At 61.0% G+C, this 15,568-nt stretch carries 16 protein-coding genes; 6 read left to right on the top strand and 10 right to left on the bottom strand.

Features of this window, described 5'->3' with window-relative positions; genetic code table 11:
- Positions 1-172: 172 nt before the first annotated feature.
- Both REH59_RS08245 and REH59_RS08250 read left to right on the top strand, forming a co-directional pair.
- Positions 173-613: a GlcG/HbpS family heme-binding protein gene (locus REH59_RS08245; RefSeq protein WP_010955037.1), complete on the top strand. Its 441-nt coding sequence runs from the start codon at positions 173-175 to the stop codon at positions 611-613.
- Positions 614-689: 76 nt separating this feature from the next.
- The gene (locus tag REH59_RS08250; RefSeq protein WP_014754328.1) at positions 690-818 is read left to right on the top strand and encodes a hypothetical protein; all 129 of its coding nucleotides are present in this window, start codon (positions 690-692) and stop codon (positions 816-818) included.
- 221 nt (positions 819-1,039) lie between these two features.
- Here the strand turns inward: REH59_RS08250 and REH59_RS08255 are convergent, their stop codons facing one another.
- On the bottom strand, positions 1,040-1,651 hold the full coding sequence (locus REH59_RS08255; protein ID WP_014590197.1) for a TetR/AcrR family transcriptional regulator: 612 nt from the start codon (positions 1,649-1,651) through the stop codon (positions 1,040-1,042).
- Between the two features lie 132 nt (positions 1,652-1,783).
- On the opposite strand from REH59_RS08255, the gene REH59_RS08260 reads away from it, so the two are divergent.
- The gene (locus REH59_RS08260) at positions 1,784-2,698 is read left to right on the top strand and encodes a DUF808 domain-containing protein (RefSeq protein WP_014859065.1); all 915 of its coding nucleotides are present in this window, start codon (positions 1,784-1,786) and stop codon (positions 2,696-2,698) included.
- 139 nt (positions 2,699-2,837) lie between these two features.
- On the opposite strand, the gene REH59_RS08265 is transcribed toward REH59_RS08260, so the two are convergent.
- The 7 genes from REH59_RS08265 to puuE form a co-directional block, all read right to left on the bottom strand.
- Positions 2,838-3,620 (bottom strand): outer membrane protein OmpK, encoded by a 783-nt coding sequence (locus REH59_RS08265; RefSeq protein ID WP_003254339.1) that lies wholly within the window; start codon positions 3,618-3,620, stop codon positions 2,838-2,840.
- 353 nt (positions 3,621-3,973) lie between these two features.
- A complete protein-coding gene (locus REH59_RS08270) occupies positions 3,974-4,759 on the bottom strand; it encodes an outer membrane protein OmpK (protein ID WP_003254337.1) in 786 nt (261 codons plus the stop codon).
- A 139-nt stretch (positions 4,760-4,898) separates the two neighbouring features.
- Positions 4,899-6,254, bottom strand: a complete 1,356-nt coding sequence (locus REH59_RS08275) for a nucleobase:cation symporter-2 family protein (protein ID WP_003254336.1) — start codon at positions 6,252-6,254, stop codon at positions 4,899-4,901.
- A 186-nt stretch (positions 6,255-6,440) separates the two neighbouring features.
- Complete coding sequence (locus tag REH59_RS08280; RefSeq protein ID WP_014859066.1) at positions 6,441-7,769, bottom strand: urate hydroxylase PuuD; 1,329 nt, start codon at positions 7,767-7,769, stop codon at positions 6,441-6,443.
- 44 nt (positions 7,770-7,813) lie between these two features.
- On the bottom strand, positions 7,814-8,317 hold the full coding sequence (locus tag REH59_RS08285; RefSeq protein ID WP_003254333.1) for an ureidoglycolate lyase: 504 nt from the start codon (positions 8,315-8,317) through the stop codon (positions 7,814-7,816).
- A gap of 49 nt (positions 8,318-8,366) precedes the next feature.
- Entirely contained in the window at positions 8,367-8,882 is a 516-nt protein-coding gene (gene uraD, locus REH59_RS08290; RefSeq protein ID WP_004576924.1) for a 2-oxo-4-hydroxy-4-carboxy-5-ureidoimidazoline decarboxylase, read from the bottom strand.
- On the bottom strand, positions 8,882-9,808 hold the full coding sequence (gene puuE / locus REH59_RS08295; RefSeq protein ID WP_003254330.1) for an allantoinase PuuE: 927 nt from the start codon (positions 9,806-9,808) through the stop codon (positions 8,882-8,884). The genes uraD and puuE overlap by 1 nt, the downstream gene beginning before the upstream one ends.
- Positions 9,809-10,207: 399 nt before the next feature.
- On the opposite strand from puuE, the gene uraH reads away from it, so the two are divergent.
- Positions 10,208-10,561, top strand: a complete 354-nt coding sequence (gene uraH, locus REH59_RS08300) for a hydroxyisourate hydrolase (RefSeq protein ID WP_003254328.1) — start codon at positions 10,208-10,210, stop codon at positions 10,559-10,561.
- A gap of 458 nt (positions 10,562-11,019) precedes the next feature.
- Here uraH and REH59_RS08305 read toward each other — a convergent pair whose 3' ends face one another.
- Positions 11,020-12,369, bottom strand: a complete 1,350-nt coding sequence (locus REH59_RS08305) for an NCS2 family permease (protein ID WP_004577064.1) — start codon at positions 12,367-12,369, stop codon at positions 11,020-11,022.
- 284 nt (positions 12,370-12,653) lie between these two features.
- Between REH59_RS08305 and REH59_RS08310 the strand changes: the two genes are divergently transcribed.
- Positions 12,654-13,409, top strand: coding sequence for a GntR family transcriptional regulator (locus REH59_RS08310; protein ID WP_004577063.1), 756 nt, complete (start codon positions 12,654-12,656; stop codon positions 13,407-13,409).
- A 149-nt stretch (positions 13,410-13,558) separates the two neighbouring features.
- Positions 13,559-14,257 carry an aquaporin Z gene (gene aqpZ / locus REH59_RS08315; protein WP_014860254.1) on the top strand — a complete coding sequence of 233 codons (699 nt, stop codon included), beginning with the start codon at positions 13,559-13,561 and terminating at the stop codon, positions 14,255-14,257.
- Here the strand turns inward: aqpZ and guaD are convergent.
- The gene (gene guaD / locus REH59_RS08320) at positions 14,254-15,558 is read right to left on the bottom strand and encodes a guanine deaminase (RefSeq protein WP_003254322.1); all 1,305 of its coding nucleotides are present in this window, start codon (positions 15,556-15,558) and stop codon (positions 14,254-14,256) included. The genes aqpZ and guaD overlap by 4 nt on opposite strands.
- Positions 15,559-15,568 lie beyond the last annotated feature (10 nt).

The following is a 15,568-nucleotide window of genomic DNA, read 5'->3' on the forward strand; positions in this document are numbered from 1 at the left end:
TTTCATCGGGTAAGTTGGCTTTCGTCAGAGCGCCCGTGAAAACGAGGGTTTGCGCCATCGCATACGATCTTTTCAAAATATTGTATACAAAAATATCTCTCGTTGTGTTCTATTTGTCCAATCGGTTTTCAACTGCCCTTAGGGCTTCTCACAACAAGAAGAGGACCTTTCCATGAACGTTCTTAACCTGAAAGTCGCCGTCAGCCTGGTGAATGCCGCGCTGGTGGCGGGCCGCAAGATCAATGCCGCGCCGCTGACCGTGGCGGTGCTGGATGCCGGCGGGCACCTGCTGGCGCTGCAGCGCGAGGATGGCGCGAGCCTGATTCGCCCTGAAGTGGCCACTGGCAAAGCCTGGGGTGCGATTGCCCTGGGCAAGGGGTCGCGCTTGCTGGCGCTGGATGCGCAGCAGCGGCCGGCTTTTTTTGCCGCGTTGAACGGGATGGGTGAGCGGCCGGTGGTGCCGGCGCCAGGTGGGGTGCTGATTCGTGATCAGGACGGCAAGGTGCTGGGTGCCGTGGGGATCAGCGGCGATACGTCGGATATCGACGAGCAGTGTGCGATCAGTGCGATCGAGGAGGTGGGGTTGCGGGCAGATGCCGGGGTAGCGGCGTAAGGCTCAAGTCAGCTGGGGCCGCTTTGCGGCCCATTCGCGACACAAGGCCCCACAAGGACTGCGCCAGGCTTTAGATGTGTACGGCGACTTTCAGGGCTTCCAGCGCCGGCTCGACCTTGATGCCCAGCGCTGCACCCAGCTCCATTACCCAGGGTTGATGGGCGGGTTTGCGGTGATGATGTTTCTCGACACTGCGCTGGGCTGAGGCTGAACACCGGCCTGTGGGAGCGGCCTTGTGTCGCGAAAGGGCCGCGAAGCGGCCCCGGCATTATTTGCATCGACGCTGAAACCCCGGGGCTGCTGTGCAGCCCTTTCGCGACGCAAGGCCGCTCCCACACGGATCGCGCCAGCTTTCAGAAATTGAGCAAGACAGTTGCTCCCACAGGGGCGTGCGACCCCAGTGGAATGCGGTCCCCATTGGCCATGTCAGGCCACCTCTGGCTCACAACCCTTGAGCACCATGCGGATAATGGTCTCGGCCGCCGCGTCATAATCACTGTCGGCCAGCTTGGCCTTGCCGGTCACCGCAGAAATCTGCCAGTCGAAGTCCGCATAGGTCTGGGTCGCCGCCCAGATGCTGAACATCAGGTGGTGCGCGTCCACATGGGCGATCTGCCCGCGGTCGATCCAGCGCTGGATGCACTCGATGTTGTGCCGGGCCTGCTCGTTCAACTGCTCGACCTGGTTCGGTGACAGGTGCGGCGCGCCATGCATGATCTCGCTGGCGAACACCTTGGACGCATGGGGCAGGTCACGCGAAATGCGAATTTTCGAACGAATGTACGCACTCAGCACTTCCTTCGGGTCGCCGTCTGCATTGAACGGCGTGGATGCCTGCATGATCGGCGCGATGATGCTTTCCAGGACCTCGCGGTAAAGGTTGTCCTTGGACTTGAAGTAGTAGTACACGTTCGGCTTGGGCAGGCCGGCCTTGGCCGCGATATCGCTGGTCTTGGTGGCGGCGAAGCCCTTGTCGGCGAATTCCTCGCTGGCCGCGCGCAGGATCAATTCCTTGTTGCGCTCGCGAATGGTGCTCATGGTCAGGGATCTTCCTCGTGTCTGGCCACCTCTAAGGGGGATCGGGCATGGTAGCACCGGCCTCGACGGGCGCTCAAGGCAGCGGCTTTGGGCTAGAATCCGGCACATTGACTTATTTGGATACAAGCAAACATGGCAGGAAGCAGTCTACTGGTACTGATCGACGACATCGCCACGTTGCTGGATGACGTCTCGCTAATGACTAAAGTCGCGGCGAAAAAGACTGCGGGTGTGCTGGGTGACGACCTGGCGCTGAATGCTCAGCAGGTCACCGGCGTGCGCGCCGATCGTGAACTTCCGGTCGTCTGGGCGGTGGCCAAGGGGTCGTTCGTCAACAAGGCGATCCTGGTACCGGCCGCGCTGCTGATCAGTGCGTTCATACCGTGGGCGGTTACGCCGTTGTTGATGCTGGGTGGCGCGTTCCTGTGCTTCGAGGGTTTCGAGAAGCTGGCGCACAAGTTCTTGCACAGCAAGGATGAGGATGAGGCACAGCACGCGGCGCGCAAGGAGGCTGTTGCCGATGCCAGTGTTGACCTGGTGGCTTTTGAAAAAGCCAAGATCAAGGGGGCGGTGCGTACCGACTTCATCCTGTCGGCGGAAATCATCGCCATTACCTTGGGTATCGTGGCTGACTCGCCGCTGACCCAGCAGATCATCGTGCTGTCGGGCATTGCGGTGGTCATGACCATTGGTGTGTATGGGTTGGTAGGCGGGATCGTCAAGCTTGACGACCTTGGGCTGTGGATGGCCCGCAAAACCTCCAGGCTGACTCAGGCAGTGGGTAACGGCATCCTGCGGGCGGCGCCGTACATGATGAAAAGCCTGTCGGTGATTGGTACTGCGGCGATGTTTCTGGTGGGCGGTGGGATCCTGGTGCATGGCATCGAGCCGCTGCATCATGCCATCGAGGCGTTCAGCGAAGGGCGTGGCGGGGCGTTGACCGGCGCGTTGCTCAACGGCGGGGTCGGAGTCCTCGCAGGTGCTGTGGTGCTGGCGGTGGTAAGCGTTGCGGGGAAATTGTGGCGGGCGGTTCGGCCGGCCAATTGAGGCGCTTTGCCGGGGCTTTGCCCCGGTTCGCGGGTGAACCCGCTCCTACCAGGTACCGCGTTTGCCTTGAACCCGGCGCGTCCCCTGTAGGAGCGGGTTTACCCGCGAATGGGCCGCAAAGCGGCCCCGCTAACTCAGGTCAGAAGTGAACCTTGACCAAGAAGCTCATGGTGTTCTGGTCGGTAGTGAAAGCATCGCTGTCCTTGATGCCGTACTTGTTCTTCCAGTAATCGTACTCCACACCCACATACAACTGCTTCTCGCCCAGGTGCAGCGCCTTGCCCAGGTCATACTTGATCTGCGGGTTGAAGTGCAGGTTGGCCTGGTAGGTGCCGCGGCGGTTCTCGTCGTTGTCCACCACCCAGTCCATGAAGCCGTCGATCAGCACGTCGGAATCACCGACCGGAATGGTGTACGACCACACCGGGGTGATCTGCCACACGTTGTCGCCAGCGCGGCTGCCGTCGGTGGTGCGGTTGTAGAAGTTCAGCTGGAAGTAGTCGAAGCCCGGGATGGCCAGGTCGAAGCCCGGACCGATCAGGTAAGACTCGGTGTCACCCTCGCCAAACTCGTAGGTCATCGCCAGCAGCACGTCCTTGACCGGGCCAAACTCGATCTTCTGGTCGAAAATCTTGCCGAACGACAGGCGTGGGCTGATCTCACCGTAGTAGGTGTTCGGGCCGTTGCCGGCGTCTTTCTGGCCCTGGTAGAAGATCTTGTCGACGAAAATGAAGTTGTCGCCGTACTTCCAGCCATCGGCGTGCTCGAAGGTGACGGTTTGCTGAATCGCCGGGTTTACCTTGAAGTTCTTGCCCCACAGGTAGGTCAGGCTGTTGTTCTGCCATTGCAGCAGGTCGCCGCCGAAGGTGGTGCCGCAGGCCAGCAGGCCGCCGGCGAGGATCAGGCTCTTGATAGTACGCATTGCGAGTGTCGCTCCCTTGATTGATCTGTTGTCAGCGCTCGGTGTCGGCGCTTTTTTTGTCTTTTGAGTCAGCTTTTTTCGATAGGCCACAGCTGTTTGGCAAGGGTCGAGCCAACTTTTCCGGGTTGGCAAAACCTTCCTGCTCGACTTCGTTCTGAACGGATGAAAAGGGTCTTTCAGGCTGGCAACACGTTGGCCAACCGCCCGTATTCATTGACTGAGCGGTCAGTAAACGCAGGCAGAATCCGTTCTGCCCTGATCGAGGGGGCGCGCAGATTACTGGCTTGCGCGCCGCGCCTCAAGTGCTCCGTCCTGGAGCGGGGTGATTCAAACTTGTGCGTTTGGTCAACTTCCTAGAAGTGCACCTTGATCAGCGCACTGGCCACGCTCTGGTTGCTGTCCAGGTTGCCGCGGCTGTCAATGCCGTACTTGTCTTTCCAGTAGCTGTATTCAAAGCCGACGTAGAGCTGCTTGGCACCCAGGTTCAGCGCCTTGCCCAGGTCGTATTTGACCTGCGGGTTGAAGTGCAGGTTGGCGTGATAGGTGCCACGGCGGGTCTGGTCATTGTCGGTAACCCAGTCCATGTAACCGTCGATCAGAATATCTGACCGGCCGACAGGGAGGGTGTACGACCAGCCGGGGGTAATCTGCCAGACATTGTCACCGGGGCGGCTGCCTTCGGTGTTACGCACGTAGAAATTGAGGGTGAAATAGTTGAAGCCGGGGATGTTCAAGTCAAAGCCTGGGCCGATCAGGTAGGCCTCGTTGTCGCCTTCACCGCGCTCGTAGGTCATGGCCAGCAGCACGTCCTTGATCGGACCGAAGGCAAGCTTGCGGTCGAAGATCTTGCCCAATGACAGGCGTGGGCTGAACTCGCCGTAGTAGGTGGTCACACCTTTGCCGGGGTCGGCCTTGCCGTTGTAGAAGATCTTGTCGACGAACATGAAGGTGTCGCCGTACTTCCATTTGTTGGCGTGCTCGAAGGTGATGGTCTGCTGGATATCAGGGTTGACCTTGAAGTCCTTGCCGTACAGGTAGGTCAGGCTTTCGCCGTGCCATTGCAGCCATTCGCCTGCGTGCGAGGGTAGGGTGGCCAGCAGGCTGCTGCCCAACAACAGGGACGTGGTGATGCGCTTCATGTTGTGATTCCCGGACTTATTGTTTTTGTTGGCGGTTTTTTTGGCGCGCAGGCGCCCCGGGCGACCCATTCCGGCGGGTCGACGGCGTAGCGGTTACTGCAGAGGTGATGAGGGGCGGTCATGCACCGCCCCTTTTGGCTCAATGCTGGTGACAGACGTCGTTGTGCATTGCGCGGTCGGCACCGCCAAGGATGTTGAACAGAACGTTCAACACCAGGGCACAGACCGTGGCCATGGCGATACCGCTGTGGGTGATGGGTTCCATCCACTGTGGCATCTGGGCAAAGAACTCCGGACGCACCACGGGGATCAACCCGAAGCCGACGCTCACGGCAACCAACAGCTGGTTGCGGCGGTCGCCGATGTCCGCCTCCTGAAGAATCTTGATCCCGGTGGCAGTGACCATGCCGAACATGGCGATGGACGCGCCGCCCAGTACTGCGGGCGGGATCGAGGCAATCAGGAAGGCCGCCTTGGGCAGCAGGCTGAGCAGGATCAGCAGTGCACCGGCCACGATGGTGACATAGCGGCAGCGCACCCCAGTCATCTGCACCAGGCCGATGTTTTGGGCGAACGAGGAGTGGGTGAAGGTGTTGAAGAAGCCCGCAATGAACGACGCACCGGCATCGCACAGCAGGCCGCGACGCAACATGCCAGGGGTGACTTCGCGATCGGTCACCTTGCCCAAGGCCAGGAACATGCCGGTGGACTCGACGAAGATGATCACCACTACCAGGCACATGGACAGGATCGGCGCCAGGCTGAAGGTCGGCATGCCGAAGTGCAGCGGGGTGACCACCTGCAACCACGGTGCTTCATTCAGGCCCGACAGGTCGACCATGCCGATGGAGCCGGCCAGGATGTAGCCAAGGCCCATGCCCACCAGTACCGACACGTTGACCCAGAAACCGCGCATGAAGCGGTTGATCAGCAGGATAACGGCCAGTACCAGGCCGGCCACCAGCAGGTAGATCGGCGAGCCGAACGTTTGAGCGTCTTGGCCGCCACCGGCCCAGTTGACGGCCACCGGGAACAGCGACAGGCCAATCGAGGTGATCACCGTACCGGTGACCAGTGGGGGAAAGAAGCGGACAACCTTGGACATGAACGGCGCGATCAGCATGCCGAAGAACCCGGCAGCGATGGTCGCGCCGAAGATCCCCTGCAGGCCCACGCCGGGCATGCCGGCCATGGCCACCATGCTGCCGACGGCAGCGAAACTGGCACCCATCATCACCGGCATGCGGATGCCCACCGGGCCGATACCGAACGACTGGATGATGGTAGCGACGCCAGCGACCAGCAGGTCGGCGTTGATCAGGAAAGCGACTTCTTCACGGGACAACCCGGCGGCCTGGCCGATGATCAACGGCACGGCGATCGCGCCACCGTACATCAGCAGAACGTGTTGCAGGCCAACCAGGAACAGTTGGAACAGGGGCAAGGGTTCTCGCGGCGGCGCAATGGGGATATACGCCTTGCGTGACTCGGACATGCAGCACCTCGAGTTTTGTTTTTATTCTCGGATCCAAGCGGCAGGCCTCATGCCTGCGCGCTCGATGCTTGCTTGTTGCGTTACACATGAAGCCTGAGGCCGGGGCTACCGGCCTCTTCGCGGGCAAGCCCGCTCCTACAGGGGACGGTGATTCCCTTGGGGGGCGGGTTGCCTGGCGAGGTGCTGTCAGTTGACCTGGGCGCCTTTGGCGATCCAGTCGCCGACGAGCTTGCGCTCTTCGGTGGTCATCTGGGTGATGTTGCCCAGCGGCATGATCTGGCTGGCAACCGCTTGCGCCTGAATGCGCGCGGCCTGGGCCTGGATCTGCTGCGGAGTGTCGAACATCACGCCGGCAGGAGCGGCGCTGAACAGTGGGCTGGTCGGCTTGGACGAGTGGCACACGGTGCAGCGTTCCTGGATGACATTGTGGATCTTGTCGAAGTCGCCACCACCGGCCTGGGCAGCGGCCTGGGCCGGTGCCTGCGCAGGTGCGGCGGGTGCTTCGGCAGCCTTGGCGGCGTCCTCGGCACGCTGCTCGGCAGCGGTCTTGCCGCCTACGGCAGTTGCCGGCAGCGGTTGGTACTCGATCTTCGCTGCGGCTTGCTCAGGGCTTACGGCTATCGGTTTCGGGCCGGTAACGTAGGCCAGGCAGATCATCGCCAAGGCGCCGACGGGCAGGGTCCAGGCGTACTTGTTGCTGTCGTGGCGGGTGTTGAAGTAGTGGCGGATCAGAACCGCGGCTACTGCGATACCGGCCAGGATCAGCCAGTTGTACTGGCTACCGTAGGTGCTCGGGAAATGGTTGCTGATCATGATGAACAGCACCGGCAGGGTGAAGTAGTTGTTGTGACGCGAGCGCAACAGGCCCTTGGCCGGCAGTACCGGGTCGGGCGTCTGGTTGTTCTCGATCGCCGCCACCAGCTGGCGTTGGGCCGGCATGATGATGCGGAACACGTTACCGACCATGATGGTGCCGATGATCGCGCCGGTGTGCAGGTAGGCACCACGGCCGCTGAACACCAGGCTGAAGCCCCAGCAGGCAGCGATGATCAGCACGAACAGCACACCACCGAGCAGCGCTGGCTTCTTGCCCAAGGGCGAGTCGCACAGGAAATCGTAGATGAACCAGCCAGCGATCAGCGAACCGATACCGATAGCCACGCCTTCGGCACCGCTCAGGGTGCTGCCAGGCGCCAGCAGGTACAGCGCCGGGTTCCAGTAGAACACCACGCACAGCAGGGCGATACCGGACATCCAGGTAAAGTAGGCTTCCCATTTGAACCAGTGCAGGTTCTCGGGCATTTTCGGGGGGGCGAGCTTGTATTTCTCCAGGTGGTAGATACCACCGCCGTGAATCGCCCAGAGATCACCTGACAACCCATCGCGCGGGTTGCTTCGGTTCAGGTGGTTCTCCAGCCAGACGAAGTAGAACGATGCACCGATCCAGGCGACGCCGGTGATCATGTGAACCCAGCGAATGCTCAGGTTCAGCCATTCGTGAAGGTGTGCTTCCACAGTATGTACCTCTGCCAGTCACCGAGAAGATGACTGACCTTTTCTTATTGGTGGGGATTGAGGATCAGCATCTGTTCCTCGGTGAAGTAATGCTCATCGCAGTTGTTGCCAGAACCACTGCGATCAACCACCAGGAAATCATCCCGCTTTTCGATCGTCAGCACCGGGTGGTGCCAGACGCCGCGATGGTAATTAACGCCCTGCCTGCCATTACTGCGGAAGGCTCGGACCAAGCCTGATACAGGTGCATCGCCAACGGGCGCGACCACGATCAGAAAGGGGTTGCCGAGCAGCGGGATAAAAGCCTGGCTGCCCAGCGGATGGCGTTCCAGCATGCGCACGGTCAGCGGCATGTCCTGCGCGTCGGCGCGGAAGATGCTGATGATCGCCTTGTCTTCAGGCTCGGCGGTTTCGACCGTGGCGAGCTTGTGAAAGCGCATGGTCGAGCCGTTGTTGATCATGAAGTGGTCGCTGCCGTCGGTTTCGATCACGTCTCCGAACTGGGCGAAGGCTTCTTTGGTCAAGGGCTCGATCATCAGGGTGCGCATGCGGTTATCTCTTCTATTGTTCGTTTTCTGAATAAGGTTCGGCTGTTGCTTACAGCTGCAGCAGGCGGAACAGGGCGATCAGGTTGATCTGCGCCAGGGCTTCCTTGAATTCGGCATCGGCATCGTTGTGGATGCGTTTTTCAAAGGCGGCGAGAATCTGGTGCCGGTTACTGCCCTTCACCGCCATGATGAACGGGAACTGGAACTTGGCCTTGTAGGCATCGTTCAGTTCGGTGAACCGGGCGAACTCTTCGGCGGTGCACTGGTGGATACCGGCACCGGCCTGTTCGTTGGTGCTCGATTCGGTCAGTTCGCCCTGGATGGCGGCCTTGCCTGCCAGGTCCGGGTGAGCATTGATCAGCGCGAGCTGGTCAGCGTGGTTGGCGCTGAGCAGGATGTCGCTCATGCGCTGGTGCAGCGCCTCGATCTCGTCCAGCTCGCCCAGTTGGCCCAGGTCATAGGCTTTTTCGGCAACCCACGGCGAGTGCTCGTAGATGTCGGCGAAGGCCTTGACGAAGGCGTCGCGGTCGAGGGCGGATGGTTTGAGGGTATTGAAGGCGGTCATCAGGCGTTCTCTTTCTTGTACGGGTGGGTGGTGTGCCAGTGGCGGGCGATATCCACGCGACGGGCGAACCAGACCTGGTCATGACTTTTTGCGTAATCGACGAAGCGCTTGAGTGCAGCCAGGCGTGCCGGGCGGCCGACCAGGCGGCAGTGCAGGCCGATGGAAAGCATTTTCGGTGCTTCGGCGCCTTCGGCGTACAGCACATCAAAGGCGTCTTTCAGGTACTGGAAGAACTGCTCGCCGCAGTTGAAGCCCTGTACCTGGGTGAAGCGCATGTCGTTGGTGTCCAGGGTGTAGGGGATCACCAGGTGCGGCTTGCCGGTGGGGTTGTTCGGCTCCCAGTAGGGCAGGTCGTCGTCGTAGGTGTCGCTGTCATAGAGGAAACCACCTTCCTCCATCACCAGGCGGCGGGTGTTCGGGCCGGTACGGCCGGTGTACCAGCCCAGCGGGCGCTCGCCGGTGAGTTCGGTGAGGATACGGATGGCTTCGAGCATGTGCTCGCGCTCCTGGGCCTCGTCCATGTTCTGGTAGTCGATCCAGCGGTAGCCGTGGCTGCAGATCTCGTGGCCGGCTTCGACCATGGCGCGGATCACGTCGGGGTGGCGCTGGGCGGCCATGGCCACGGCGAAGACGGTGAGTGGCACGCCGCTGTCCTTGAACAGCTTCAGCAGGCGCCATACACCGGCACGGCTGCCGTATTCATACAGCGACTCCATGCTCATGTTGCGCTGGCCCTGCAGGGGTTGGGCAGCGACCATCTCGGACAGGAAGGCTTCGGATTCCTTGTCACCGTGCAGGATGTTGCGTTCGCCACCTTCCTCGTAATTGAGGACGAAAGACAGCGCGATGCGGGCGTTGCCCGGCCATTGCGGGTGAGGAGGGTTGTTGCCGTAACCGATCAGGTCGCGAGGGTAATCAGCGCTCACTGCAGTCTTCCTTCTTGTGCGTTAGTGCGGGGGGTGGGCGGGCCGCGTCGGTATGTCGCACCACCGGATGGGCTGATTGTATACAACTTCTGAAATCTTTTGTAAGCCTGTTTTTCCGCATTTCTTCCCTTTTGTCGCCTGACAGCGACCTGGAAATACAGTGCAAGAAACCTGCCTGTTTGGTCAGCTAATGAGGTTGGCATCGTTATGGTGCGTGTATTTGCGACCGATGGGTCGTTTATGGGCAGCAAAGGGAGGGTGTGACAGAGGGGATCAAAAAATTGTGTACAATCCTTGGCTGGAATGTCTTAATAACGTCATTCCCGCCTGCCGCAGGCGCTAAGCTGGTGCGATGGCTGAGTATTTTTTGCCCACAGATTGAACAAGAGGCGACACGCAATGGGACGTTTGACCACACACGTACTGGATGCCGCGCATGGCTGCCCGGGTAGCTCGATCAAGGTCGAGCTGTACCGCGTCGAAGGCCAGCAGCTGGAGCTGGTGAACACCGCCCTGACCAACAGCGATGGCCGCGTCGACGCGCCGCTGTTGCAGGGGGACGATTACCGCACTGGCGTTTACCAGTTGCAGTTCAGCGCTGGGGATTACTACCGCGCCCGTGGCGTGCAATTGCCGGCCCAGGCGTTTCTGGATGTTGTCGTGCTGCGCTTTGGCATCGACGAGTCGCAGGAGCACTACCATGTGCCGCTGCTGATTTCGCCGTACAGCTATTCGACCTATCGTGGAAGCTAGTTGGTCGCTAGAAGAATCTTCGTAGGTCCTTTGGCCCGCTCTCACACTGGCGGGCTTTTTTTCGTCTGCTGTTTTTGTGTGGCCTGTGCCGGCCTCTTCGCGGGTGAACCCGTTCCTACGACGGCCTGCGCCCAATCACCGATGTGTGTCCACCCCCGATCAGGTGTAGGGGCGGGTTTACCCGCGAATACGGTAGCGGCGGCAACGGTGAACGGCGGGTGGAGATTGGCCAGCAGGCCCGGCCCTTTCGCGGGTGAACCCGCTCCTACGGGCGACCGCGCAGGCCTTTCAAATGTTGAGCAAGGGCGCCATATCGTGGCGTCCCAACAAGGCGTTCGCGCGTCCCTCGCAGGCATTAATGGGCCGGAACAAGCGTAGGAGCGACCTTGCTCGCGATGCGCCGCGCGTGCGGCGCTCGATTTCGAGAACACTGGAAATCTAAAGCCAAGCGCCCTTGCTCAGAGGAACACGAACTTGGCAATGAAGATTGCGCACAGTACCCACAGGCTGGCCGAGATTTCCTTGTACTTGCCGGTACCTGCCTTCAACGCGACGTAGGTGATGAAACCCAGCGCGATACCATCGGCAACGGAGAAGGTCAGCGGCATCATGATGACCGTGACAATCGCCGGAATGCTGTCGGTGGCTTCGTCCCAATGGATGTGCGCCATGCTGCCCATCATCAGCATTGCCACGTAGATCAGTGCGCCTGCTGTCGCGTAGGCCGGGATCATCCCCGCCAGCGGGGCGAAGAACATCGCTGCGACGAACAGCAAGCCGACCACCACGGCCGTCAAACCGGTACGGCCACCTGCGGCGACACCTGCGGCACTCTCCACATAACTGGTCACTGGGGGCACGCCGACCACAGCACCGAATACGCTGGAAGCACTGTCGGCCTTCAAGGCGCGTGACAGGCCTTCGATACGCCCGTCCGGCGCTACCAGGTTCGCTCGCTGGGCAACCCCCATCAGCGTGCCGGCAGTGTCGAACATGTGCACGAACAGGAACGCCAGCACCACGCTGATCATGCTGACATTGAACACGCCAGCCACGTCCATGGCCATCCAGGTCGGTGCCAGGCTTGGGGGCATCGACATCACCCCGCCAAACTTGACCAGGCCCAGGCCCCAGCCCGCCAGGGTGACACCAATGATGCTGATCAGGATCGCGCCGAATACCCGCTTGTAGCTGAGGATGGCGATCAGCAGAAAGCACACGGCCGCCAGCAGCGGCCCCGGCTCATGCAACGAGCCCAGCTTGATCAGGGTGGCGGGGCTGTCGACGATGATGCCTGCGGTCTTCAGGCCGATCAGCCCGAGAAACAATCCGACGCCGGCCCCCATGGCATGGCGCAGGCTGACCGGGATGCTGTTGAGCAGCCATTCGCGCACTTTCGACAAGGTCAGGAACATGAACAACACGCCGGAGACGAATACCGCCCCGAGCGCCGTTTCCCAGTTGTAGCCCATGGTGCCGACCACGGTGTAGGTAAAGAAAGCATTGAGCCCCATGCCCGGCGCCAGGCCCACCGGCCAGTTGGCGTACAGGCCCATCAGCAGGCAGCCCAGCGCGGCGGCGATGCAGGTGGCGACAAAAGCGGCACCATGGTCGATGCCGGCGTCGGCCATGATGTTGGGGTTGACGAAGATGATGTAGGCCATGGTGATGAAGGTGGTCACCCCAGCGATCATTTCGGTTTTGACAGTGCTGCCGTGTTGCTTGAGTTTGAAAATCCGCTCCAGCCAGCTCGTTTCGAGCGGCGGGGCGAGATCCAGCGTAGGGGCTTCGGATTTGCGGCTTTCCACAGCGGGTACTCCTCAAGTCTTTCTTGTTGTTATGGAGCCAGTTTCCTGCGCAATGCACTTGGCGGCTCCGCGAGGGAAGGCAGACGTCTGACCTTTTTTGTTGACTCAAGGGTCAAGAAGTTGCTCGGTGGATTATGCTTTTGTGTACAAATAAAGCAAATAATGTTTTATGTTTTGTATGCGCAATGCGTCGTACAACGGCTATATAGGTAAAACGCCCCCTGCGGAATCGCCTCAGCCTGTGTACAATGGCGCCATACTTTCTCTTCGTGCCTCGAGAGCCCATGAACGAACAGCTGCAACCTCTGAAAAAACCTGCACGAGTCGGCAAGGCCGGCCGCAGCGGTACCCAGGACGACATCGTCTACGCGCATATTTTCGAGGCGATCCTCGAGCAGCGTCTGGCTCCGGGCACCAAGTTGAGTGAGGAAGCGCTGGGCGAGATCTTTGGCGTCAGCCGCACCATCATCCGCCGCGCCTTGTCGCGCCTGGCCCACGAAAGCGTGGTGCTGCTGCGGCCGAACCGCGGCGCGGTGGTGGCCAGCCCGACTGTAGAAGAGGCGCGCCAGGTGTTCTTCTCGCGGCGCATGGTCGAACGCGCCATCACCGAGCTGGCGGTGCAGCATGCCACCCCCGATCAGCTTAACGAGCTGCGGCAGATGGTGCGTGAGGAGCGCGACAGCTTTTCGCGCGGTGACCGGGGTGCCGGCATTCGCCTGTCCGGTGAGTTCCACCTCAAGCTGGCCGAAGCGGCGGGCAATGCACCGCTGGTAAGTTTCCAGCGCAGCCTGGTATCGCAGACTTCGCTGATCATTGCCCAGTACGAAAGCGGCAACCGCTCGCACTGCTCTTACGATGAGCACATGCAGCTCATCGATGCCATCGAGGCGCGCGATGCCGAGCAGGCCGTGAGCCTGATGATGCATCACATGGACCACATCGACAGCAAGCTGAACCTGGACGAGGAGAGCGCCTCCGACGATTTGCATGCGGTGTTCTCGCATTTGCTGAAAAAGCCCAAGGTTTCCGTCAAGGGTTGAACGTTTGCCGGTGTGATCGAGGGGCTGCAAATCAGCCCCTAGCCACTACTGGCCATAACCCAAAGGTCTGCTAAATTCTTGTGAGCAAACCTTCATCAAGCAGTTGGGCTTGCGCATTCGTTGCGTTCAACTTCTTGAGGAATGGATTCATGAGCATGTCCCTCGGTAAACGCATGGGTGCCGAACTGATCGGCACCTTCTGGCTGGTCCTTGGTGGCTGTGGCAGTGCGGTACTCGCAGCCAGTTCCCCTCTCGGCATCGGTGTGCTCGGTGTCGCCTTCGCCTTCGGCCTCACCGTACTGACCATGGCCTTTGCCATCGGCCATATCTCGGGTTGCCATCTAAACCCTGCCGTGTCGTTCGGGCTGGTGGTTGGCGGGCGCTTCCCGGCCAAAGAGCTGCTGCCTTATGTGATCGCCCAGGTGATCGGTGCCATCCTGGCGGCCGGGGTGATCTACCTCATCGCCAGCGGCAAGGCCGGGTTCGAGCTGTCTTCGGGGTTGGCTTCAAACGGCTACGCCGACCATTCGCCCGGTGGCTATACGCTGGGTGCGGGTTTTGTCAGTGAAGTGGTGATGACGGCGATGTTCCTGGTGGTCATCATGGGGGCGACCGACGCCCGCGCACCGGCAGGTTTTGCACCGATCGCCATCGGCCTGGCCCTAACCCTGATCCACCTGATCTCGATCCCGGTGACTAATACCTCGGTCAACCCCGCGCGTAGCACGGGGCCGGCCTTGTTCGTCGGTGGCTGGGCCCTGCAGCAGCTGTGGCTGTTCTGGGTGGCGCCGCTGATCGGTGCTGCAATCGGCGGCGCGCTGTATCGGGGCCTGGCGAAAGAACCTTAGCGCTGGTGCACGCAGCGCCCGGCGGCGTAGGTTTCACGCACGGTACGGTCATCGCCCAGGGTGGTGAGCACGAACAAGGTTTCTTCGATGCTGTTGGACTGCTGGATGCGATAGTCCAGCAGTGGCGTGGCCTTGTAGTCCAGCACCACGAAGTCGGCATCGTTACCCGGGCGCAGGCTGCCGATACGGTCGTCCAGACGTAGCGCGCGAGCGCCGCCGAGGGTGGCCAGGTACAGCGATTTGTACGGGTGCAGGCGCGCGCCTTGCAGCTGCATCACCTTGTATGCCTCGTTCAGCGTGTTCAGCAGAGAGAAGCTGGTGCCGGCGCCCACGTCGGTACCCAGGCCCACGTTGACCTTGAACCGCTCGGCCTGGGGCAGGTTGAACAGGCCGCTGCCGAGGAACAGGTTGGAGGTGGGGCAGAAGGCCACGGCCGAGCCGGTTTCGGCCAGGCGCTGGCACTCGTCGTCGCACAGGTGCACGCCGTGGGCGAACACCGAGCGCTCGCCCAACAGCTCGAAGTGGTCGTAGACGTCCAGGTAACCCTTCTGCTCGGGGAACAGCGACTTGACCCAGTCGATTTCCTTGAGGTTTTCCGACAGGTGCGTGTGCATGTATACGCCCGGGTGCTCCTTGAGCAGTTGGCCGGCCAGGGTCAACTGTTGCGGCGTGCTGGTCGGGGCGAAGCGCGGGGTGACTGCATAGTGCAGGCGGCCTTTGCCGTGCCAGCGCTCGATCAGTGCCTTGCTTTCGGCATAGCCGGACTCGGCGGTGTCGGTCAGGTAGTCTGGGGCATTGCGGTCCATCATCACTTTGCCGGCGATCAGGCGTAGGTCCAGGCGCTCGGCCTCTTCGAACAGGGCGTTGACCGATTCCGGGTGCACGCTGCCGAATACCAGCGCAGTGGTGGTGCCGTTGCGCAGCAGTTCCTTGAGGAAGATCTTCGCCACCTGGTCGGCGTGGCCTTTGTCGGCGAACTGCTTTTCGCACGGGAAGGTGTAGGTGTTCAGCCAGTCCAGCAACTGCTCGCCGTACGAACCGATCATGCCGGTCTGCGGGAAGTGGATGTGGGTATCGATGAAGCCCGGGGTGATCAGCGCGTCCTGGTAGTGCTCGACCGGGATGCCGGCATCCAGCGTCGGCAGCAGTTCACTGGCGTGCCCAACGGCGCTGATGCGGCCATCGTCGACCACCAGCAGGCCGTCTTCGTAGTATTCATGGGAAGCCTCCAGGCCCACCTCGGCCGGGTCGGCAATGCTGTGCAGGATGGCGGCACGGTAGGCTTTGCGGGTAACGGTCATAACACACTCG

The organism is Pseudomonas sp. BO3-4 (genome assembly GCF_034044115.1).
GTDB classification, from domain to species: Bacteria; Pseudomonadota; Gammaproteobacteria; order Pseudomonadales; family Pseudomonadaceae; genus Aquipseudomonas; species Aquipseudomonas alloputida.